This is a genomic window from Hamadaea tsunoensis DSM 44101 (assembly GCF_000428945.1).
GTDB classification, from domain to species: Bacteria; Actinomycetota; Actinomycetes; order Mycobacteriales; family Micromonosporaceae; genus Hamadaea; species Hamadaea tsunoensis.
In genome coordinates this window covers 1-21549 of record NZ_AUAX01000044.1, presented here as the reverse complement: position 1 = coordinate 21549, position 21549 = coordinate 1, and the positions used below count along the sequence as shown (strand labels likewise).

Here is a 21549-nt window from a genome sequence, read left to right as displayed (position 1 = left end):
CTGCGTGGTCCGTCATTGCAGGCCCCGGCGAGGAGCTCGCGGAAGCCAGACCCGCATCGGGCCGGGGGCACGGTTGCCCCAGGTCGAGAACGGGATCGCTGTTACCGTTCGCTCGTCGCCGAGCTCGGTGGCGGTGTCGGGGCCGTAGAGGCCGTCCGCGGCGTTGATCACGCGGCGCCTCAGGACGAGCGTGTCGCGCGCGCCGAGAGTGATCGGCACGGGCAGGACCGCGAGGTCGTCGACGTCCAGCGGTGCGTCCAGGTCCGCCTGCTCGACACAGTAGACAACGGGTCCCCGTTCGACGGCCACCGCTGCGCGCAGCGCGTCGACGCGGTGATGGGCGGTGGTCAGCCGCGGCGTCAGGTCGAGGTCGAGCACGTAGCGGGCGCCCGGCTCCAGCGGCACCCGGGCGTACCGGGCGGCGCCGTCGGCCAGGAGCATCCGCGAGGTCCGCAGCAGGGTCCGGCGGAAGTTGTCGAGTACCCCGGAGGCCTCCACCTGCTCGATGCGGTGCGGGATCGTGGCCTCGCCGTTGCGCTGCTGCCAGGCTGCCAGCGGACCGCCGACAAGGCGTACGGACGGGATCGGCAGCGGCCGATGCCGCGTCCCGGCGAGCGGGGATGCGGGCACGGCGCGCAAGGCGGACGTGCGCGCAGAGGTGCTCACAGCTTGGTTCCCTTCGGCCGAACCGGGCTAGAGGAGCGCGCGGCGTTCCGCGCGTGAGTGCACGGCCCTACGCGCCACCGCGGGTGGAGCCACGCACCACGAGACGGACGGGCGCGACGACGTGCTCGGCCGGGCCGGTCCAGCCCGCCATCTGCCGGCGCAGCAGACCCACCGCGGTCTCGGCGACACCTTCATGGTTCGCGTCGACGGAGGTGAGGCCGGGCGGGACGAACCTCGCCATGTCGAGGTTGTCGAACCCGGCGAGCTGGACGTCGACGGGCACACGAAGCCCGCTCTCTGCCAGGGCCGCGATCGCGCCGAGCGCGATGACGTCGGTGACGGCGAAGACGCCGTCGAAGGGCAGACCGGACGCGATGACGTCGAGCAGGGCATCGCGTCCGGCCGCCGACGTGTAGGTGGAGACGGGCACCACATGGCGTGCGTCGACGTCGAGGCCGGCATCGCGAAGTGCGTGCTCCCAGCCAATCCGGCGGTCCGACGACATCATGTGCGCGGTGTCGAACGTGCAGCCCAGCGCAAGGATGCGTCGCGAGCCGTGCTCGATCATGTGCGCCGTCGCGAGGCGGGCACCCTCTTCGTTCGCCAGCCGCACGTGGTTGAAGCGGTCGGGCACGTCACGCTCGCCGAGCAGCACGATCGGCTTGGGCGTGCGCACGCGGTCCAGCTGGTCGCGGTCGAGGCCGACGACGGACAGCAGGACGCCGTCGTAGAACTGGAGTCGCGCGACGCTCAGCGCCGCCATCTCATGCTCCGCGCTGGCGCTCGTCCGCTCAAGGACGAGGTGCCGCCCGTCGGCCTCGATCAGCGGCGCGATCTTATCGGCAATCTCACCGAAGTAGTCGTGGAAGCTGGGCACGACTAAGGCGACGGTGTCGGTCCGTCCTGCGCGCAGGTTTCGCGCGGTCAGGTTGACCTCGTACCCTAGAGCCGCGACGGCGGCCATGACACGGGCACGCGTCGGCTCGTTGACCGGGAGGCGCTCGTTGAGGACGTTCGACACGGTCATGGCCGACACGCCCGCCTCACGGGCGACGTCCGCCATCCTCACCATGTGCATTCTCCTTTGCGCGCCGTTTTACCAGCCCAGGAGCCTCTCGCGAGAGGCTCGCCGCCCGGCCACACCGCGGGGGCGCCGTCATATTATCGATAAAATGCTGCTTGGCAAAGTGCGTCCAACCAGCGTGACGGGGAAGAACGTCTGGTGACCCGGTGGGGGGCCGGCACCATCCCCACGCCTACGGCGCCACCATGGTCACCGTCTCGCCGGCCCGCCGCGACACCCGGAGCCTGATCCGCACCGGCCCGTCTCCGGGCACGTCGATGGTCACCTCCCGCGTCGCCGAGGCGTGGAGCACCAGCACCCCGTCCCGCCACTCAAGATCGACGGCGTCACTGCCCGGACGCGCAGTCCGCGCGCCTTTCCCGATGGCCATCCGGCGGGCAATGCCGGCAGGATTGTGACGATATCGGCGTACGAGCGAGGGTACCCGGCCGGGTACGGCTGAACGTACCCAGCTTCTGCATGATCCAGAGTCGACTGTCGTGGCGCTGGGTGGGGCATGCCGGCTGTCGGCGTTGGGTAGCTCGTCGTGCGTCGGAAGAGTGGGGCGGCGGGCTCGAACCAGTGCGGCTGGCCGGCCGCTTCGCGCACGCCGCGCAGGGCAGCTGTCAGGTCCCTGGACCTGGCCGCCACCAGGGGTGCGGTCCGGGGGCCTACCGTCACTGGCCGGCTATGCCCGCTCCGGAAGGCCGACGACGGTGTATCCCTCGATCGAGCCCATCCCTTTCGCCGTGACCTCGGCCTACCACCGCCACCGCCGAAGTGGCCAAAGTGAACGGGCAGTCACGCTGTGGGATCGAGCGCGTACGGCGAGCTGGGTGCGTTCAGCCGTACCTACCTGTCCACGCCAACCTGTACGCCGACAGGGCGTCGTTCTGGAGGGTGTGGCGCATGCGGCTCGTTGCGTGTGGACCGGGACGTCACGGCGGAGTCTCGGTTGGCGCGCGAGGGCTTGACGGAACTCGATCGCCTCTCTACTTTATCGCTAAAATCACGCCGGGATTAACACGTGAGGCCGAATTCGCGTCCGCACCGCACAGCTTCCGGTCAACGTCGCCCGGACATTTTTCTCACAGCAGAGACGTCCGGACAGTTCTCGTAAGGAGAGACATGAAGCGCAACCTTAGACTCGGCGGCCTGCGCCGGGCCGGGCGGCAGCTCACCGTGGCCGCCGCGGCCATGGCACTGATCGCCCTGCCTGCCTGCTCGCCGGACAAAAGCGCGGACGACTCGGAAACGCTGAGCCCCAGCAACCCGACGACGCTCTCGGTCTGGATCACGTCGGCCCAGCAGGCTCCGGCACCCGACAACAAGATCACCAAGCTGCTCAAGGACAAGCTCGGTGTCACCCTCACGTACGAGATCGTCACGCCGGACAACGAGGACCAGAAGATCGGTGTCATGCTCGCGGGCGGTCAGTACCCCGACCTCATCGGCACCGGCGACCTGAAGCAGCGTTTCCTGGAGGGCGGCGCTCTCCGGCGCCTGGACGACATGCTGAAGACGGGGCACTACCCCAACCTCGCTGCGCACGTCAAGGACGACATCAAGAAGATGAGCTACTCGGGCGACGAGGTGGACAAGGGCCTGTACATCTTCCCGAACTACAACCGCTTCTACGGAGACGTCACCGGCGGCACCTACTACGGTCCCGCGTTCTGGATCCAGAAGCGTGTGCTCGCGGACGCTGGCTACCCGGACCTCAGCAACATGACGCTCGACCGCTACTTCCAGCTCATCTCGGACTACAAGACGAAGCACCCCCAGACCAACGGCGCCCCGACCGTCGGCTTCGAGATTCTGGCGTCCAAGGGCCGTGAGTGGGGCATGACCAACCCGCCGGCGCAGCTGGCAGGCGCCCCGAACAACGGTGGCGTCATCGTCGACAGCGACAACCACGCGTCGATCTACGCCGACAAGGACGTCGCGAAAAACTTCTACAAGGTCCTCAACCAGCAGTACAACGCGGGTCTCGTCGACCCCGAGTCCTTCACCCTGACGTACGACCAGTACACCGCGAAGCTGGCCACCGGCACCGTCCTCGGCATGCACGACCAGGGCTGGGACTTCCAGACCGCCACCCAGTCGCTGCAGAGCGCCGGCAAGGACGAGGACACCTACGCGCCCGTCATGCCCGTCTACGACGGGGTGACGCCCTGGTACGCCGACCGCCCCGTCATGAACATCAACCAGGGGTTTGGTGTCTCGGCCTCCAGCAAACAGCCGAAGAAGGCACTGAAGTTCCTCGACACCATGCTCAGCGAGGAGTGGCAGAAGACGCTCTCCTGGGGCATCGCCGGCGAGGACTACCAGGTCGGCGCCGACGGCGTCTTCTCCCGCACGGACGAGCAGCGCAAGAACTACAAGGACATCACCTGGCGTTCCCACAACCGTCTCGACGCGCTGCTCGACATGCTGCCCAAGCATCAGGGCAAGTTCTCCGACGGCAACGCCTACAGCCCCGACGACCAGCCCGCCGAGTTCTACGCGACGCTGAGCGACTACGACAAGAACTTCATGGCGAAGTACGGCAACAAGAAGACCTGGCTTGACTTCATGAACAAGGCGCCGGAGAACCCCAAGTATTACCCGGCGTGGAACATCAAGCTCTCCGACGACGCCAACCAGGTCAACCAGCAGCTGACCGACACCAGCGTGCAGAACCTGCCGAAGATCATCGCCGGCAAGCCCGCCGACTTCGATGCCAAGTGGCAGGCCTACGTCGACGCCATCCACAAGGTCGACGTCAAGGTGTACGAGGACGCAGTCAACGCTGGCATCAAGAACCGTCTGGCCAACTGGTAACAGTCTGCGAGCAGTCGTGGTGGGCGGCGTGCGCCCCCACCACGACGCGTTCTCGATTACCACCCACTGCTCCTGACGAGGTTGGACAGATGACGGACGCCAAGGTCAGCACCCCTGTGACCGCCACCGGGCTCGAACCGGCCCTAGAGCCCGCGAGCAGCTCGCGTGCCCAGAAGCGCAAGGCCCGAAAGAATGCGGCGAAGGATCCCAAGCGCAAGATCACCTGGGACAGGGTCTGGGCGCAGCGAGCCCTGCTCGCGATGTCCGTCCCGCTGCTGATGTACCAGATCCTGTTCAAGTACGTCCCGGTCTACGGCTGGGCGATCGCCTTCCAGCACTACAAGCCGGGTCGCGGCAGCATCTGGAACCAGCGGTGGGTGGGCCTCGAAAACTTCCACAACCTGTTCACCGGTGTCAACGGTGAGCGGTTCCGCCGGGTCGTGGTCAACACGATGGGACAGTCGGTCCTGACCCTGGTCGTCGGGACCTTGGGGGCCATCGTTCTGGCGCTGCTGCTGAACGAGGTCAAGAACCTGCCGTTCAAGCGGATCCTGCAGAACATCACGTACATGCCCCACTTCCTCAGCTGGGTGATCGTGGCGAGCCTGGCATCGGTGGCGCTCTCGCTGCCCTCCTCCGGCGGGTTCATCAACCAGGGCCTCATGAGCCTGCACCTCGTTGACCATCCGGTCCTGTTCCTGACCCAGCCGAACTACTTCTGGGGGATCGTCGCCGGGACGAGCCTGTGGAAGGAGCTGGGCTGGAACACGATCCTCTACCTGGCCGCGATCACTGCGATCGACCCGGGCCTGTACGAGGCCGCCGAGGTCGACGGAGCAGGCCGCTATCGCAAGATGTTCAGCATCACGCTGCCGAGCATCAGGCCCACGATCGTCGTGCTGCTCATCATCAACAGCGGCTGGATCCTGTCCACGAACTTCGAGCTGCCGTACTTCCTCGGCAACGGCCTGGTCTCCGACAAGTCCGAGACCATCGACGTCTTTGTACTGCGCTATGGCTACCAGCTGGGCAACTACAGCCTCGCCGTCGTCGCGGGCATCTTCAAGACCATCGTCGCCGTCATCCTGGTGGGCTCGGCGAACCTAGCGGCCAAACGCCTCAACCAAGAGACGCTGGTCTAGGAGGACTTCATGTCAAGCACCACTGTCGCGAAGCCTCCGGCGCGGCGCGCATCACGAGGCGGGACACAGCGTCGCAAGCGGACGGTCGAGCAGATCATCTTCACGACGCTCAACACGATCTTCCTGCTGGCCCTCGCAGCGCTCATGATCTACCCGCTGCTGAACACGCTCGCCATCTCCCTGGACGACGGCAACGACGCCGTCCGTGGCGGAATCGGCATCTGGCCTCGGGTCTTCTCGCTGCAGAACTACAACGTCGTGTTCAACATGACCACCATCTACCAGGCGTTCTTCATGAGCGTCCTGAAGACGGTCGTGGTGGTGACGACAAACCTGTTCTTCACCTCGATGCTCGCCTACGCGCTCAGCCGCAAAGAGTTCATCTTCCGCCGCTCGATCACCCTGATCTTCGTACTGACGATGTACTTCGACGCCGGGCTGATCCCCAACTACCTGCTCATCAAAGACCTGGGCATGCTGAACAGCTTCCAGGCCTACTGGGTGCCGACGATCATCAGCGCGTTCAACTTGATCATCCTGCGCACGTACATGAAGTCGATCCCCGACGAGATCATCGAGTCGGCACGGATCGACGGCGCGGGCGAGTTCCGCATGTGGTGGCAGATCGTGATGCCGCTCTGCAAGCCCACGCTGGCCGTGGTGGGTCTGTTCGTGGCCGTGGCCAGCTGGAACTCCTGGCTGGACACCCTGCTCTACAACTCGGGCGATCCGGCGTTGTCCACCCTGCAGTACGAGTTGCAGAAGCTGCTGGCGAGCTCGATGAACGCCGGCATGAACTCCGTGGCCGCCACGGGCAGCGCGCACTCTGGCGGGCAGGTCACCACACCGATCGCGCTGCGGTCGGCGATCACCATGGTCGCGGCCGTCCCCATCCTGTTCGTCTACCCGTTCCTGCAGAAGCACTTCGTGTCCGGTCTCAGAATCGGCTCCGTGAAGGGCTGATGGCGTCGGCCTCCGCCCACCGCGGCAGGCCGGCTCCCTCCTCAGGACCCGCAACTCCGCGCACTGAAAGGCCCCGACCATCTTCCGTTACAATCCCGCGTCGCGACTGTGGCGCATCCTGGACTCGCTCGGCTCCGTCATCGTGATCAGCCTGTTCTGGCTCGTGAGCCTCGGCCTTGTCGTGACGGCGGGAGCGGGAACGGTGGTCGCCTACGAGGTGTGCCGCCGGTACGTCCTGGGCAAGGACGCTGGCCCCTGGGCCATCGCCACGAAGGCCTTGCGGCAAAGCTGGAGGCAGGCGACCGTCATCGGCCTGCTGGCCGTCCCGGTCGCGGCCGTCGGCATCCTCACGCTCTCCTACCTGCCCACTCTCGGGCTGGCCGAGGTCTGGGTGCCACTCATTGTCGTCGGACTATTCCTCCTGCTCCTGGTCTTCTGGTGCCTCCCCCTCGCAGCCCGCTTCACCAACCCCACCTGGCGCCAGATGCTCAACGGGCTCACGTTGGGGCTGACGACGCCCAGCCTGACGTTCCTGCTCGGGATCGCCGTGGTCCTCGGGGGCGTCGCCATCTGGAACTTCATGCCCGCGGTGTTCGTGGCGCCCGGCCTGATCCTCCTGTGGTGGTGCTACCTGCTCGAGCGGTTCTTCGTCGCCCGGGGGTACGTGCAACTGGAGCCGAAGGAGGCGGAGGTCTGACGCTCTTCAGCCGTGGACCTGGGTTGTCTCGGGGTGAGGCTCCGTCAAGACTGAGCATGCCCGGCGATGTCGGTCAGTGGCGTGGACCGCCGATCACCGCGGGTCCACGCCGCCGAAGTCGTTCTTCGAGAGCCTGACGCGCGAGCGCGAGGAGGCCGCTCAGATTGACGGGCTCGGCCTCCAGGTACCGATAGAAACTCTAGAAATCGAGATCATCAATGGCCAGCAGCGCTCTTACTTTCCCCGTCCCTGAGGCTGAGGTTACCGGCGTGGAGCTGCACGTCGCGAAGTCTGGTTCCGACACCGCCGCCGGAACCGCGCAGGACCCCCTGCTCACGATCGGTGCTGCCGCGGCCCTGGCTCAGCCGGGGGACACCGTCGTCGTGCACGAAGGCGTGTACCGCGAGTGGGTGAACCCGCCGCGCGGCGGTACGGCTGCCGCGCCGATCACCTACCAGGCTGCGCTGGGCGCGGATGGCCTGTTCGAGAAGGTGACGATCTCGGGTGCTGAGGTGATCGCCGACTGGCATCCGCACGCCGGCTCGGCGGGCCGGGTCTGGGTGGCGACCGTGCCGAACTCCCTGTTCGGGTCGCGCAACCCCTACCTCGAGCGCATCGGTGGGGACTGGTTCTTCGATCAGGTCAACACCTGGCACACGGGCGAGGTGTATCTCGACGGCAAGTCGTTGTACGAGTCGCTGACCATGGCCGGCGTCGAGCACCCCGAGGTCACCGTGGACTCGTTCGACCAGGCGGGCTCGCTGCTGACCTGGTACTGCGAGGTGGGCGACGACGTCACCACGATCTGGGCGAACTTCGGGGGCGCCGACCCGGCGGAGCACCAGATCGAGATCAACGCACGCGCGTTCGTCTTCTGGCCCGCCGCCACGGGCATCGACCACATTACGGTGCGCGGGTTCACCCTGACGAAGGCCGCCACGCAGTGGGCCCCGCCCACGGCGCTGCAAGAGGGCCTGATCGGCCCGCACTGGTCGAAGGGCTGGATGATCGAGGACAACACGATCACCGACTCGAAGAACGTCGGCGTCTCGCTGGGCAAAGAGGCCAGCACCGGGCAGAACGAGGCGGCCGCAGGGCCGAAGGGCGCGAAGGGCGGCACACAGCGCGAGCGCGAGGTGATCCAGCGGGCGCTCGCCCTGCGCGGGGCCGCCGCGGGCGAGCCGCACCCGTGGGACCGGGACCACGTCGGCTCCCACACGGTGCGCCGCAACACGATCCGGGACTGCGAGCAGGCCGGCATCGTCGGGCACCTGGGGGCGGCGTTCTCGACCATCACCGACAACCACATCTCCCGCATCCACGTGAAGCGACAGTGGCACGGCGCCGAGGTGGCCGGCATCAAGCTGCATGCCGCGATCGACACAGTGATCAGCGGGAACACCATCCACCACACGCACCGTGCCCTGTGGCTCGACTGGCAGGCCCAGGGCACCCAGGTACGGCGCAATGTCTTCTACGCCTCCACCGCCGAAGACTTCATGGTCGAGGTCTGCCACGGCCCCTACCTCGTGGACTCGAACCTGTTCCTGTCACCGTGGGCGGTCAAGGACATGTCCACCGGCGGCGCCTACGTGCACAACTACATTGCCGGTCGCATCGCGAACTGCACCGAGCACCAGCGGTACACCCCGTACCACCTCCCGCACTCCACGGCCGTCTACGGAGTCTCGAACATCCTCGGTGGAGACAACCGGTTCTACAACAACGTCTTCGTCGGCAACCGCGCGCGCGCCGAGCGCACCGAACCGCAGTCGGAGCCGACGCTCGCGAGCTTCTGGTCCGGCGCGATCGACATCGACGGCGTGCCCGGGCAGGCCACCTTCGTGCCCACCCCGGTGGGCACCTCGCAGTACGACGTCTACCCGGTGGCGCAGGAGTACCCGAACGAGGGCGGCAGCGCGCTGGCCGGGCCGCGCCTCCCGGTCTGGATCGAGGGCAACCTCTACGCGGAGGGCGCCGAGCCGTTCCGCGCGGAAGCCACGGCCATCATCACAGGCGCATCACCCGTGCGAGTCGAGGTGCTCGATACCGCAGCCGGCACCCTTCGCGTCGAGGTGACCTACCCGGGCGGCACCCACGTGGTCGCCCCGGTGACAACCGAGCGCCTCGGGACCAGCTACCAAGCCGAGATGGGCTACACCAACCCCGACGCGTCTGACCTGGACCTGAGCGCCGACCTCTGTGGGATCCTCCGAGGTGAGGTTGTGCCCGGGCCGTTCGCCGCATCGGCGCCCGTCACCCGGATACTCGCCGCACCAGAACCGGCGGGCCGGCGCTAAGAACTCCTAACAGACTCTTCTATGCCTGTTGTCAAGGCATGAGGAGCTGTAGTTGTCGGAAGACTGCGCGGCAGATGTAGCGTTGAGGAGGCGGCGGATATCGCGGTTGGTTTTGCCTTCACCCCGGCGGCGGAGTCGCCCTCCGGCCAGACGGGAAGATCCTCATCACGGGCAACGCGGCCAACGGCTTCGTCTACACAATGCGACTGAACCCGGACGGCACCCGGGCCCTCACCTATGGCCTCGCCAACCAGCAGGGCCTGTCCATGATCATCGGCCGGACCGACTCAGCGCGACACCGCCGCAGCTGGTCGCGCTGCCCGACGGGTCGGCAGTCGTCGCCCAGATCAGCGCCGGCGATGGGCTGCCGTACGCCGCTGTCCGCGTCGACCCGACTGGAAGGACGCTTCTGTGGGGCGCAGAGGCACACGGGCCGGTCGCGTACGTCCACCGTGCCGGGTGCGGAACATTCCCTTGCTCCGCCGACTATCTCGCCGTCAACAGCCTGTCCACCGACTACGACATGCAGGTCGCCCGGATCTCTCTGTCCGGCCAGCCGCTCAGCTCCAGCGGCCGGATCTTCGACGACGGTCCCGGTAGCGCCACCGCACCTAGCACGATCGCCACCACCCCGGGGGGCGAGGTTCTCGTCACCGGGTACGGCAGACCGTCGCATCACAGCGTCCTCGTCCGCGTCGATGGCACCACCGTCACACCAGGCCCACTCGGCGGGGTGTTCGTCGCCGTCAACGATCATCATGACGGACCAGGCCCGCTGACCACCGACCGAGCCGGCGCCGTCGCGTACCTCACGATCGACGACGACGTTCCCAACCAATGGAAGATCGCAGCTGTACGCCTTCAGCCGCAGACCAATCCCGATCACGCACCCGCAGCGCGGCCCGACACGGCCACCACCGCCACCGGCACCGCGGTCGACGTCCCCGTCCTCGCCAACGACACCGACGACGACGGCGACCCGACAGCCCTGCTGAGCACGACCATGCCTGCCCACGGCACAGCCTCGATCACCGGCGACGACACCATCCGCTACATCCCGGCACCAGGATTCACCGGCACCGACTCGTTCAGCTACACGATCACCGACGGACGCGGCGCCGTGGCCTCGGCCACCGTCACCGTCACCGTCGGCGCCGCAGGCCCCGACGTCACCATCACCGCAGTGCGCTGCTTCCTCGGCGGCCCACCCCCGGCCGACGGCAAGACACAAATCATCATCTCCGTCGACGCCACGATCGTCGGCACGTTCCCGCCCGGATCGGGACCGCTGCGGTCCACGCTGCTCACACCGACCGGCGGCCTGACCAACACACGAACCCTCACCGGACTCACCAGCCAAACCGTCACCCACACGATCACCACCACCGTGAAGACGACAGCACAGACGTTCCCGCGTACGGTCGCACTCGATCCAGGCGGCCTGCTGCCCGAGGTCAACGAAGACAACAACCGCCTACTCATCGAACCCGCCCAGCCCGCAGGGACCGCGCCGACCAGCCCTCAGCCGATCGACTGTGGAATCCACCGCGCCGACGACGACCAACTCACCACCGCCGAGGACACCACTGTCACCTCAGACCTCCTCGCCAACGACTACGATCCGGCAGGCTACCCGCTCACCGTCACCGCCCACACCATCCCCGCCCACGGAACCGTCACCGTCACCGCCGCCGGCGTGGCCACCTACACCCCCGCACCCGACCGGCACGGAGCCGACACCTTCACGTACACCGTCGACAACGGAAACGGCCAGACCGAGACCGCCACCGTGCGGGTCACCGTCACCGCGGTCGAGGACCCACCCGTCGCCGCCGACGACAACATCGCCACGATCACCGGCCAGCCGGTCGCCATCAGCGTCCTGGCCAACGACACCGACGCCGACAACGACCCGCTCGCCATCGAACAAGTCACCACCCCAGACCACGGAACAGCCACCATCGACACTGCGACGTCCATCGTGTACACCCCCGCGGCCGGGTTCAGTGGCGACGACGCGTTCACCTACACGATCGGAGACGGGAAAGGCGCGCACGCGACCGCGACCGTCCATATCCGCGTCGATGCCCACCCTGGGAACGTGACCATCGCCGCGGTCCGCTGCTTCACAGTCGGACCGCAGCCAGCCACCGGCAAAGCGCAGATCCTCCTCGTCGTGTCAGTCGCGGTCGCCGGCGCCTTCCCCCCGCCCGCAGGACCGCTACAGTCCAGCCTCATCACACCGGCCGGGGCCGTCACCAACATCAAAACCCTCACCGGCCTGAGCAGCCAGGACGTCACCCACACCATCAACACGACGATCAAGGGAGTCGACCAGACCTTCACCCGGACGATCGCCCTGGACCGCGACGGCGTGGTGACGGAGTCCGACGAGACCGACAACACCATCACCGTCGCACCCGTCCAAATCGCCGGGCCTGTCCCTCCGGGCATCAGCGAGATCAGCTGCGGCCTGCCGTAGCGCAGGCGCATCAGCCTGCGGACGTGGACGGAGGCGGACATCGACCTCGCCCCCGTCGGCGCCTGAGCGGCGGCCGGCGCGGTCGACGCTCCGTACCTGCGTGGCCGACGTGTCGTAAAGCGGGCTACGCCAGGCGCCCGCCAATTCACGCACAGGCATTTACGCAGAACCAACAGCTCTGATGCATTCTGGTGCCGACCGTATGTCGCGGCGAATATCCATATTAGATGATGGTTCCGATGCAGAGCAGTCGAGAGGACCGATCGCCGACCTCAAGGAGGTATGCGCGTCGGCCAGGAGCGCTCGATGCTACGTTCGCCTGGACCGGCTACCTGATCTGCTCCGCTCCGCGCTGACCGCCATCAGCCAGCCGACCGATGGCTGCTCTCATGCTTTCCTCGGTGGCCGTGCCAAGGCGCTCGAATTCGATCTTCAGGAACGGCGTGGCAAGATTCGCGATGCCGTGAAATTCGATCGTGGCGTCGTAGGTGATCTCAGAACCGTTGGAGGAGGGTCGCACCGTGATGTCGTCAGTCGATGTTGCGGTCTTGTTCGTGCCGACAAGCGTTACTCGATCTGCCTCCAGCCTTGTCAGGCGGTAGGTCAACTCTGTCTGGCGACCTAGAACCTTGGACACGTTGGTCCAGGTCGAGCCAACTTGTACGGGTCCGGCACTGACCTTGGTACAACGAACGGTGCCCGGATCCCATTCGGTAGCATTGGCGAAGTCGGCCAGGTACGCCACGACCGTTTCAGGCGGTTTGTCGACGGCAAAAGTCCGTGAGATGTGAATCATCGTCGCCCCTCAGTTCATAGCCAGGCCATCGCGGCAGCTATCAGCTTTCTCTGCGAGCGGTTACCCAGACGATCGCCTTGTGATACCAGGTCGAGCAGTGAGTACGCACCGTTCGTCGTGTCCGGCACCGGCAACACAGTCGCTTACGCCGGTTCGGCCAGGGAATGGTTCTCCGATCCCGGTGAGGTTCCCCCGATTGCTCGGAGAGTGTGATCTTCCCCTGGATTGGCGGAGTGGTTTTGGTTGGCTCAGGCCGCGAGGAGGGTTTCGGGGCGGAGCCTTTCAAACTCGATCGGGGTGAGGTAACCCAGAGCGCTGTGGCGGCGTTGCCGGTTGTGATGAGGCGTGAGTCGATGTTCGATGGATTTCGAGGTTGGTGATCGCGGCGAAGTTGGTGGTCATCCGCCGGTAGCTGTAGGCCAGGTATACGTGCCGAACAGGTCACGGTCGCCCGCCTCCCCCGCCGACAACCGGGCGGTACCCAGCCCGTCGAGCACGTCCTGGACCGCCTGAACACACATCTGCCGGTACGCGGTCGCGTCGGGCCGGCGGGTCAGGAAGGCGTACCCGCCGCAGGTGCCGGGTTTTCGATGGACGCTCGGGTGAGGCGCTCGGCGAGGATGGCGACGAAGGTCCGGATCGGGGCTGCGGAGAGTTGGTGGTAGAAGCCGTCGACCAGCTGTTCGAGGTCCGGGCTGGAGATCCGCTGGGGCGGGTAGCGTCGTCGGAGCCGGGCGACGATCTCGGTGATCTGCTGGTCGTCGGTCTGCGGGCGAGCGAGCTGTGTCATGGACATGTGCCGTCACGGCCTTTGGTCGAAGACTTCCAGCATGGCACGCCGCGAAGGTCTTCCCGCCGCGCCGATCATGAACATTGGACGCTGTCCGGCGGCCGCCGTTGCCAGGGCGCTTCAGAGCCAGTCTCTGCGCTTGAAGACCACGAACAGCACGGAGGACAGGATCAGGATCAGCCCCGTCGAGGCGTACACGCCCCAGCCCGTGGCGAACCCGGGATAGGGCAGATTCTGGCGTAGAACCGGTGATGGCGGTCGGGACGGCAATGATCGCCGCCCAGCTGGTCACCTTCTTCATGATCAGATTCATCCGGGTTGGCCTGGATGGTGAGCAAGGAGTTGAGGACCTCCCGCATCGGCATGATCACCCGGCGTAGGACGACGAGGTTCTTGCGCAGCGCGAACGACCGCCGCTGTATGGCCTGTATCTGCGATCGCCGTACGCGCTGAGGAACAGGTGCGTGGCGTAACGGTCGAGTTTGGGGCGCTGGGACTCGTCGAGCGCGTCTTCCACGGCCAGCTCGTGCAGGCCGAACTCGGCGCTGGCCGGCGCGAAATCCGCGGGCGTCGGACGGCTCAGGTCCAGCCACACCACGGACCCGGCCTCGGCCAGATGTTCGGAGATGTCCGCCAAGGGAAAGTCCTGCAGTACGCGTACGCCGTCGCGGTACAGCCGCGTGTGCGCCCGGGGGCGGGACCCGCGCTCCAGCGTCGCGACAGGTGGAGAATCGTCAACAATCATGATGGGTACGCCTTCGCTGGACCGGGAGCCGCTGGTGGGCAACCGCGGGGTCCAGGCGGGCGGGCGACGCTTTCGCCTCCCTTCACATCACACTACGCCGATCCGGTCTCGCCCTGTCCGGCGCTCGTGCCCGCCTGCTCGCGCGGAACGCACACGACGAGGGCCCCCGCGTCGATCGCGACGGCCAGTTCGCGGTTGCTGTCGATGACGTCGCCGTCGAGTTCGCGGGCCTGCGGGCGTGTCGCCTGGATGCCCACGGTCCGGGCGGTGAACACGTCCATGTGCGGCACGCGGCGCCGGTGCAGCAATATCGACACCGACATCGTCAGCCAATGCCGCAGGGTACGCGGAGCGATGACCGCGACATCGAGTACGCCGTCGTCCGGCTCCGCCTTGCGCAGCAGCCGCACACCGGCCTGAAGGTCGCCCATGTTCGCCACGAGGACACTTCGCGCGCGCCGCCGCAGGGGCGTGCCGCCGTCCAGGGTGATGTCGACGTGCATGTACTCGCCGCGCAGGTGCCGCAGCGCCGACACCGCGTACGCGAAGGCGCCGGTACGGGCCTTGAGTGCTTCGGGGGCGTCGTCCATCATCCGGGCGTCGAAACCGATCCCCGCCATGACCGTGAAGCACCGTTCGCCGACGCGCCCGACGTCGATCCTGCGCCGCTCTCCGTCCACGGCGGCCGAGATCGCGCCCGCGATGTCGGTCGGCAGGCGCAGATTGCGGGCGAGCAGGTTGCCGGTGCCCAGAGGCAGTACGCACAGCGCCACCGGCGTACCGGCGAGGGCACCGGCGCACTCCATGACGGTGCCGTCGCCGCCGCCGACGAAGAGAACCTGCGCCCCGGCGGCGACGGCCTCCTGAGCCTGCGTACGGCCGGTGTGCTCGGTCGTCGTGGCCGCCCACGTCGGCGCCGGCCAGCCCGCTTCGGCGAGCTGAGCCTCCAGCGCCGTCCGAAGGCCGGCCTCGTCACATTTGGTGGGGTTGACGATGACCGCCGACCGCAAGACTCCCATGGTCACGTCATGCCCGGACGGGGCGGCAGCCGAAACCCGGTCCGATATGCCGCCCGCCCTCGTAGCTGTGGTTGTCAGCGGCGCAATGGTGTACGGTCAATCTCAGATCGGTAAGATTCGATCTTCGATCCGCCTGGACCACGCGGTCACCACGAGCAACCCTTTGCCGGTATCACTGCGACGTGTCCACAGACGCGATGACCATGGAGCCATCCGCCGCCCCGACGGGCTTCGTTCCCGACGGCACGGCGAGATCCCATGCCGAGACTTCATTCCTGGGGGGTAGCGGTCGCGGGGCGGATCACTTCCGCCCCGCGACCTGCCCGCGATCTACGGTGCGTCCGGGCCCGGCAGCTGCTCGGTACCGTCCACTATGGCGCGTGAGAGTTCCGACAGCCGCCGGTTCCCGCTCCGGGAGTGGCTGCGCAGCAGCCCGAACGCGTCGTCCATGTCGATGTGTCAGCGCTCGGCGAGCACACCCTTGGCCTGTTCGATCACGATGCGGCTGTTGAGCGCGGCCTGCAGCTGCTCGGTGAGCACGTCCCGGCGGCGGATCGCCCGCTCTTGGAGCAACCCGATGGTCGCCACGTCCGCCAGCGCCTGGCCGCTGTGCAGCTTCGCCGGGTCCAGCGAACCCGGTGTGACGTCGAAGAAGTTCAGCGCACCGATCACCTGCTCGCGCAGCCGCATCGGCACGGCGTGCACAGCGGCGAAGCCGACAGCCGCCGCGGCCTCCGTGAAGCGCGGCCACCGGTCCCCCACAGCGAGGTTGGCGACCGAAACCGGCCGGCCGGTGCGAAAACACTCCACGCACGGACCTTCCTCGGCCTGCAGCTGGAACAGTCATGGTGCTGTGCTCGCGTTGTTTGTGCTGGTGGCCGGGCATCGCTCCAGCAGCACGCAGTCAGAAGCCTGCGGATCACCAATCCGCTGGTCGGTAAACCAACACCTTGCCGCCTCGACGCTCCGACCGGCAGTCTCGGCTGAGCGAAGGAACGATGGTGACGTCGATGGCGGCGACTGCCGCGCCCCTCGCGTACTCCGGGGACTCTGCGTCGTCCAGAGCTGCTGTGCGATCCTGCAGGCGCAGCAGTCGCCGCTGGCGATGTCCGCTCCAACCAGGAAGCTCGCGGGCCGCTGAGCGTGCCGAGGCGACCGTCCTGTGCCGGAGTGCGGCGTTCGGCCGTGGATCAGGAGCCGGTGGTCGTGGGCACCTTTTGCCGCTCGGTTGCGGTTTCCGCCTGAGCCTGTCCGGAGATCATCTTGTGACCGTCGTGGGAGCCGATCGCCGTGTTGTCCGCCCGCATGATCTCGATCTTGCGGGGCTTGGCCTGTTCGGCGACGGGGATGGTCAGGGTCAGCACGCCGTCTCGGTACTCGGCGCGGATCTGGTCCACGGCCAGTCCTTCGCCGAGCACCAGCTGACGGCTGTACGTGCCAGACGGCCGCTCGGAGACCAGATAGGTGCAGTCGTCCGGATCGCGGCGGGTGCGCTGGGCGCGCACGGTCAAGGTCTGGTTTTCCGCTGACACGTCCAGGGAGTCCGCGTCGATGCCGGGAAGATCGAACCGGCACACGAACTCGTCGCCGGCTCGCATGCAGTCCATCGGCATCAGTGACGGCGTACGCGCGGTGCCGAACACCTCCGTGGCGAGCCGGTCGAAGTCACGAAACGGGTCGAAACGCAGGCCAGTCATTACCAACACACCTCCAGATCTGTTCGGGGCACAGCCCCAGTCATTGTTGTTTCCTCGCATGAGGCCAACGGTGATGATGTTCGTCCTGTTGGTCACCGGCAGAGCGGCCGGCGCCGTTGATCAGTGCCGCGGGTTGGGCGGTCGGCGGTCACCGAGCCGCGACCGGTGGTCACGGCGATGGTGGGAGGAGCCAAGCCGGGCCACCATGATCACCTCCTCATCAGGGTCCGTCTCTCAACCGATAACCGTGCCCCACGGGCATACAAAATCTATAGCCGCTGTGATAGATTCTGTCAACACAGCCGGAGTCTACGCAGGACCTCTGAGACCGCTTTCGCGCCGCAGCATCGGGAGCGCCGAGGGGCCCCCCTTCCGCGGCGCCGGCGCCCATGGTGTTACGCGAGTGGCCGCCGGTCGAGTCGTCCGTGCCCGCTAGGGCGACCGATGCTGGACTGCGCCGATATTCTCGGAGGTGACAAGATGAGCACTCTGACACTGTCGATCGCCAGCAGCCCTGTGCTGGAGCGCACCGAAGTTCTCCTCGTCATCGGTGAGATCGACCTCACGACCGCCAGTCATCTGAGCACTGCCATCAAAGATGTCGTCTGCCGCGGCGGCATCCAGCGGCTCACCATCGATCTTTCCCAGGTCACGTTCCTGGACTGCGCCGGAATCCGCGCCTTGATCGACGGCGGCAACTGGGCTGCCGTCCATGACGTCGCGCTGCATGTGGCAAATCCCCACGGCATCGTCCACCGTGTCTTGCAGATGACCGGCGTCCTCAACGAACTCACCGGCAAGGCCACGCCCCTCGCAACCAGCACCAATCGGCCGCCGGCGGGCATCGACCATCCACCGGCATCTGATCCGCACAAGCTCACCGTGCTGACAGGCGGTTACGCCAATATCCGGTTCGCGTACGCCGATGCCCGACTTCGCTGCCACCTTGGTCGGCTGGTGCTGGCGGATCCTGCGGACGGTGCGATGTAGGCGTGACACTTCCACTCGTACGTTACGCAGAGCAGCTGAACTCGGTGATCGCCGGACGCGATCTGCTTGCCGCTCGTTTGACGAATGCCGACGACAACGGCGCGGGGCGAGGGCTGGGGCGCCGTCTTGGCCGGCGCCATCGCCTCGTCAGTCGGGCTTCTGGCTCTGGTTGAGGCGTAGTGCTTCCGCCAGCTGGTCTTCGAGGATGATGATGCGGCAGGCTGCGTCGAGGGCGGTGCCCTGGTCGACGAGTTCGCGGGCGCGGGCGGCCAGGCGCAGTTGGTAGCGGGAGTAGCGGCGGTGGCCGCCGCTGGATCGCTGCGGGGTGATGAGTTTCGCCTCGTCGAGGCTGCGCAGGAAGCCTGGGGTGGTGCCCAGCATTTCGGCGGCGCGGCCCATGGTGTAGGCGGGGTAGTCGTCGTCGTCGAACATGTCCTGTGTGGTGGTCTGACTCAATTCTCACCTTCATGACGAGGGCCCCGGCGCAGCAAGCGCCGGGGCCCAGGGTTACGGGTGAAACACCATCACCGGCAACGTGTCGCCGGTTGTCGTTTTCGCACGGGCTGCCGTGAGCGGCGCCAGGTGCGAGGATCGCATAAGCGTGACCGAGACCACCTTTCGTACGGATGGAAAACATCGGTGACCGCCAGGCTCAGCTAACCGGCCTGCAACGGGCGATCCAACGGTGTACCAACCCTCCCTTTCCTCAGCTTTCTGCTGTTCCTTACCTGGTGCTGTCGTGCTCGCAATCATGTTCCGGTGCTGAAGCCCCACGCGAATGTCATGGCCCCTGCACGTACGGCTGACTGCTACAGGCGAAGCCCCAAAACGTGAACTTGGCCGCGCCTGTCACTCCCGGCTATCCGAAACCGGGCCGAGCTGTCGTGCCACTGCGATGTTGCCTGCCGGTGCCAGAACCCCACTCACCTTCATGGTCCCGTACACGTTCGGCGCCTTACTGCTCCGGTGAAGGCTCCACTCGGAACATTTGATCCAGTACCAGCATGGGCTGGCAATGTTACGTCGGCGTCTTCATATTCCCTCATTGCTTACCTCAGGAACTTTAACCAACAAACCCCAGGATGTCTACCGCCGTCGCCATAGATTTACTGAGAGCTTCAGGAGACCTGCGGCATCGGCATAACGCCTGGCTACTGCGCCCTCATCACCCGTGGCGCGTTCGCCCCCAGACGCAGGCATTCCCGTTGGTCCAGACCGCAGGCCGCCGGAGCCGCAACGACCCGCCGGGCGCATCGTCATGGACAGTTCGTCACGCGGGATACCGCTAGCAGCGATCGCCCCCGCCGGGATTCGTCATCGTCGCCAAGTTCTACGACATCGAGTCCGGTCGCACCGCCCCAGCCGCGCGCGGTCAGCAAGTCCATGCCGCGCTGCCGGATATCCCCATCGCTCGTGACGGCGGCATCCGTGACCTGATGCCAGCTGACGCACCTCGCCTCTTGTACGCCCAGACTCACGTTCACGACGGTATTGAGCCGGCGCGCTCGCCCTGCCGTTGCCCTGCGAATGCCTGTCCCGGCGGGAACTGGGTACGTGTCGGGGGCGCGCCCTCGCCGATAGCCGATCTCGTCGCCCTGGTGAACCCTGAACATCGACTGAGGCGAGTAATACCTGCACCAACCGCGCCGCTTCCATGTGCCGGCTCACCGAGCCTGCAACGTATCCCAATCCTGTGGGTGCGGATCCTTGACTTGGGCCTGGACCTCGCCCTCCAACCCGCAATGCGTGCACTGCGTGGGCCTGGAGTACCAGATGCCACCACAACTGCAGTCGAGCCTGCACGTGGCCACCGTCGTGAGCCAGGGGGGACCGAGCAGCCGCAGGCACTCGACACCGACCTGAATCGGCCGGGGCCGCGGCCTCTTAATACGGCAGCCGAAGATCGTTTTTTGTTCGCCCGGTCGATGGTCACGGGTTGGCAAAGTCGGTGTGTGGCAGGGGAAGTAGGCACGGTCGCCGCTAGATCATGTCTGTTGTGGACATACATGAGGTCGCGGCGACCGTTGCCGCCAGGATAGACCCTGCCGGGTGGCGGGAGGAGTTCGACTCGCTGTTCGCGCGCGTGGCGCCGGCGTTCGCCCGGGTCGAGCCCCGCCGTCGAGCCCGGCTGTTCGTCCAGGCCCTGCTCGGCCCGATCGAGGTGCGTACCTGCTGGCAGATCGCGGAGTACGCCGGTGAGAGTGATCCCGGTGGGATGCAACGGCTCCTGGCGTCGGCGTCGTGGGATGACGCGTTCGTGCGGGCGCAGATCCGTGACTACGTGGTGGCCGGGCTCGGCCCCGGCGGGGTGCTGATCGTGGACGAGACCGGCGACGCCAAGAAGGGGATCAAGACCGTCGGCGTGCAGCAGCAATACACCGGCACCCTCGGGAAGGTCGACAACGCGCAGGTCAGTGTGCATCTGGCCTACGCCACCCGCGCCGGCGGCCGGGCCTTGGTCGACTTCCGGCTCTACCTGCCCGCCGGCTGGACCGACGATCCGCAACGGTGCACCGCCGCGAACGTGCCCGACGACATCGGCTTTTCGACCAAGCCACAGCTGGCTTGGCAGATGATCGAAGACGCCCTCGACGCCGGTGTCGAAGCCGGATGGGTGACCGGCGACGAGGTCTACGGCAACGACACGAAGCTGCGCGCCCACCTACGGGCCCGGCAGGTCGGCTACGTCCTGGCGATCCGCTGCGACACCGCCCTGACCCGCTGGGACCATCCGAGCCTGACCATCACCGCCGCCCAGCTGGCCGCCTCACTACCCGCCGAAGTGTGGGGCCGCTACCTGGCCGGCTGGGGCTCGAAAGGACCCCGCTACTACCAGTGGACGTGGGTGAACATCATCGAGACCGAAAGCGACGCAACCCACCACGGCCACCACTGGCTACTGCTGCGCCGCAACGAAACCACCGGCGAAACCGCCTACTACCGGTGCTGGTCACCGACCCCCGTCAGCCTGCCCACCCTGACCTGGACCGCCGGGCTGCGCTGGCCGATCGAGTCCTGCTTCCAGGACACCAAAGGCCAGACCGGCCTGGACCAACATCAGGTCCGCACCTGGCTCTCCTGGCATCGCTACACCACCCTGGTCCTACTCGCCGCGGCGTTCCTGGCCGTGCTCGCCGCCCAACAGCCCCGACCCCAGCCCTCCGCCGTCCCGCCCGCCGACGAGATCGGACCACTGAGCGCGGCCGAGATCCGCCGCCTCCTCACCTTCGTATTCGCCAAGCCCGATATGACGATGCGGCATGCGCTGTCCTGGCTCGCCTGGCGCCTCGTCCACCAAGCCAGAGCCCGCCACTACCACCACAAACGCCGAACCCTCGTCGACATCAGTCGATGATCAGAATCTTCGGCTGCCGTA

Annotated in this window: 17 protein-coding genes; 8 read left to right on the top strand and 9 right to left on the bottom strand. The window is 66.7% G+C overall.

The window, feature by feature from the left end; all coding sequences use genetic code 11:
- Nucleotides 1–12: 12 nt before the first annotated feature.
- Together G401_RS0137055 and G401_RS0137050 are read right to left on the bottom strand one after the other, a co-directional pair.
- Nucleotides 13–666: a hypothetical protein gene (locus G401_RS0137055; protein WP_157546744.1), complete on the bottom strand. Its 654-nt coding sequence runs from the start codon at nucleotides 664–666 to the stop codon at nucleotides 13–15.
- Nucleotides 667–733: 67 nt separating this feature from the next.
- On the bottom strand, nucleotides 734–1738 hold the full coding sequence (locus G401_RS0137050) for a LacI family DNA-binding transcriptional regulator (protein ID WP_027346458.1): 1005 nt from the start codon (nucleotides 1736–1738) through the stop codon (nucleotides 734–736).
- 1119 nt (nucleotides 1739–2857) lie between these two features.
- On the opposite strand from G401_RS0137050, the gene G401_RS0137040 reads away from it, so the two are divergent.
- The 6 genes from G401_RS0137040 (at nucleotide 2858) to G401_RS0137010 (ending at nucleotide 12136) form a co-directional block, all read left to right on the top strand.
- Complete coding sequence (locus G401_RS0137040) at nucleotides 2858–4552, top strand: extracellular solute-binding protein (RefSeq protein ID WP_034594260.1); 1695 nt, start codon at nucleotides 2858–2860, stop codon at nucleotides 4550–4552.
- A gap of 89 nt (nucleotides 4553–4641) precedes the next feature.
- A complete protein-coding gene (locus G401_RS0137035) occupies nucleotides 4642–5694 on the top strand; it encodes an ABC transporter permease (protein WP_027346455.1) in 1053 nt (350 codons plus the stop codon).
- A 9-nt stretch (nucleotides 5695–5703) separates the two neighbouring features.
- A complete protein-coding gene (locus G401_RS0137030) occupies nucleotides 5704–6657 on the top strand; it encodes a carbohydrate ABC transporter permease (protein ID WP_027346454.1) in 954 nt (317 codons plus the stop codon).
- A gap of 142 nt (nucleotides 6658–6799) precedes the next feature.
- Nucleotides 6800–7354, top strand: coding sequence for a DUF624 domain-containing protein (locus G401_RS0137025; RefSeq protein WP_027346453.1), 555 nt, complete (start codon nucleotides 6800–6802; stop codon nucleotides 7352–7354).
- Between the two features lie 269 nt (nucleotides 7355–7623).
- Nucleotides 7624–9654, top strand: coding sequence for a right-handed parallel beta-helix repeat-containing protein (locus G401_RS51025; protein WP_051367788.1), 2031 nt, complete (start codon nucleotides 7624–7626; stop codon nucleotides 9652–9654).
- 523 nt (nucleotides 9655–10177) lie between these two features.
- Entirely contained in the window at nucleotides 10178–12136 is a 1959-nt protein-coding gene (locus G401_RS0137010) for a cadherin-like domain-containing protein (RefSeq protein WP_027346452.1), read from the top strand.
- 328 nt (nucleotides 12137–12464) lie between these two features.
- Here G401_RS0137010 and G401_RS0137005 read toward each other — a convergent pair whose 3' ends face one another.
- The 6 genes from G401_RS0137005 to G401_RS0136970 all read right to left on the bottom strand — a co-directional run bounded on the left by G401_RS0137005 (nucleotide 12465) and on the right by G401_RS0136970 (nucleotide 17243).
- Nucleotides 12465–12932, bottom strand: coding sequence for an SRPBCC family protein (locus tag G401_RS0137005; RefSeq protein WP_027346451.1), 468 nt, complete (start codon nucleotides 12930–12932; stop codon nucleotides 12465–12467).
- Nucleotides 12933–13485: 553 nt separating this feature from the next.
- Nucleotides 13486–13722 carry a three-helix bundle dimerization domain-containing protein gene (locus G401_RS0137000; RefSeq protein WP_157546743.1) on the bottom strand — a complete coding sequence of 79 codons (237 nt, stop codon included), beginning with the start codon at nucleotides 13720–13722 and terminating at the stop codon, nucleotides 13486–13488.
- Nucleotides 13723–14089: 367 nt separating this feature from the next.
- A complete protein-coding gene (locus G401_RS57390) occupies nucleotides 14090–14467 on the bottom strand; it encodes a CorA family divalent cation transporter (protein WP_027346449.1) in 378 nt (125 codons plus the stop codon).
- Nucleotides 14468–14559: 92 nt separating this feature from the next.
- On the bottom strand, nucleotides 14560–15486 hold the full coding sequence (locus tag G401_RS51020) for a diacylglycerol/lipid kinase family protein (protein ID WP_245602044.1): 927 nt from the start codon (nucleotides 15484–15486) through the stop codon (nucleotides 14560–14562).
- A 459-nt stretch (nucleotides 15487–15945) separates the two neighbouring features.
- On the bottom strand, nucleotides 15946–16320 hold the full coding sequence (locus G401_RS53815; RefSeq protein ID WP_281174227.1) for a GAF and ANTAR domain-containing protein: 375 nt from the start codon (nucleotides 16318–16320) through the stop codon (nucleotides 15946–15948).
- A 356-nt stretch (nucleotides 16321–16676) separates the two neighbouring features.
- Nucleotides 16677–17243 carry an Hsp20/alpha crystallin family protein gene (locus G401_RS0136970; protein WP_322787773.1) on the bottom strand — a complete coding sequence of 189 codons (567 nt, stop codon included), beginning with the start codon at nucleotides 17241–17243 and terminating at the stop codon, nucleotides 16677–16679.
- Nucleotides 17244–17663: 420 nt separating this feature from the next.
- Between G401_RS0136970 and G401_RS56945 the strand changes: the two genes are divergently transcribed.
- Nucleotides 17664–18173 (top strand): STAS domain-containing protein, encoded by a 510-nt coding sequence (locus G401_RS56945; RefSeq protein WP_169734299.1) that lies wholly within the window; start codon nucleotides 17664–17666, stop codon nucleotides 18171–18173.
- Nucleotides 18174–18320: 147 nt separating this feature from the next.
- Here G401_RS56945 and G401_RS0136960 read toward each other — a convergent pair whose 3' ends face one another.
- Entirely contained in the window at nucleotides 18321–18605 is a 285-nt protein-coding gene (locus G401_RS0136960) for a MerR family transcriptional regulator (protein ID WP_034594258.1), read from the bottom strand.
- Between the two features lie 1564 nt (nucleotides 18606–20169).
- Here G401_RS0136960 and G401_RS0136955 point away from each other — a divergent pair.
- The gene (locus G401_RS0136955; protein ID WP_245601610.1) at nucleotides 20170–21528 is read left to right on the top strand and encodes an IS701 family transposase; all 1359 of its coding nucleotides are present in this window, start codon (nucleotides 20170–20172) and stop codon (nucleotides 21526–21528) included.
- Nucleotides 21529–21549 lie beyond the last annotated feature (21 nt).

Bases quoted from the DNA above. Each gene is read 5' to 3' on its own strand.
- G401_RS0137050 (WP_027346458.1), bottom strand. From the start codon at position 1,738: ATGGTGAGGATGGCGGACGTCGCCCGTGAGGCGGGCGTGTCGGCCATG.
- G401_RS0137040 (WP_034594260.1), top strand. From the start codon at position 2,858: ATGAAGCGCAACCTTAGACTCGGCGGCCTGCGCCGGGCCGGGCGGCAG.
- G401_RS0137035 (WP_027346455.1), top strand. From the start codon at position 4,642: ATGACGGACGCCAAGGTCAGCACCCCTGTGACCGCCACCGGGCTCGAA.
- G401_RS0137030 (WP_027346454.1), top strand. From the start codon at position 5,704: ATGTCAAGCACCACTGTCGCGAAGCCTCCGGCGCGGCGCGCATCACGA.
- G401_RS0137010 (WP_027346452.1), top strand. From the start codon at position 10,178: ATGCAGGTCGCCCGGATCTCTCTGTCCGGCCAGCCGCTCAGCTCCAGC.
- G401_RS0137005 (WP_027346451.1), bottom strand. From the start codon at position 12,932: ATGATTCACATCTCACGGACTTTTGCCGTCGACAAACCGCCTGAAACG.
- G401_RS0137000 (WP_157546743.1), bottom strand. From the start codon at position 13,722: ATGACACAGCTCGCTCGCCCGCAGACCGACGACCAGCAGATCACCGAG.
- G401_RS57390 (WP_027346449.1), bottom strand. From the start codon at position 14,467: ATGATTGTTGACGATTCTCCACCTGTCGCGACGCTGGAGCGCGGGTCC.
- G401_RS51020 (WP_245602044.1), bottom strand. From the start codon at position 15,486: ATGGGAGTCTTGCGGTCGGCGGTCATCGTCAACCCCACCAAATGTGAC.
- G401_RS0136970 (WP_322787773.1), bottom strand. From the start codon at position 17,243: ATGCGAGGAAACAACAATGACTGGGGCTGTGCCCCGAACAGATCTGGA.
- G401_RS56945 (WP_169734299.1), top strand. From the start codon at position 17,664: ATGAGCACTCTGACACTGTCGATCGCCAGCAGCCCTGTGCTGGAGCGC.
- G401_RS0136960 (WP_034594258.1), bottom strand. From the start codon at position 18,605: ATGTTCGACGACGACGACTACCCCGCCTACACCATGGGCCGCGCCGCC.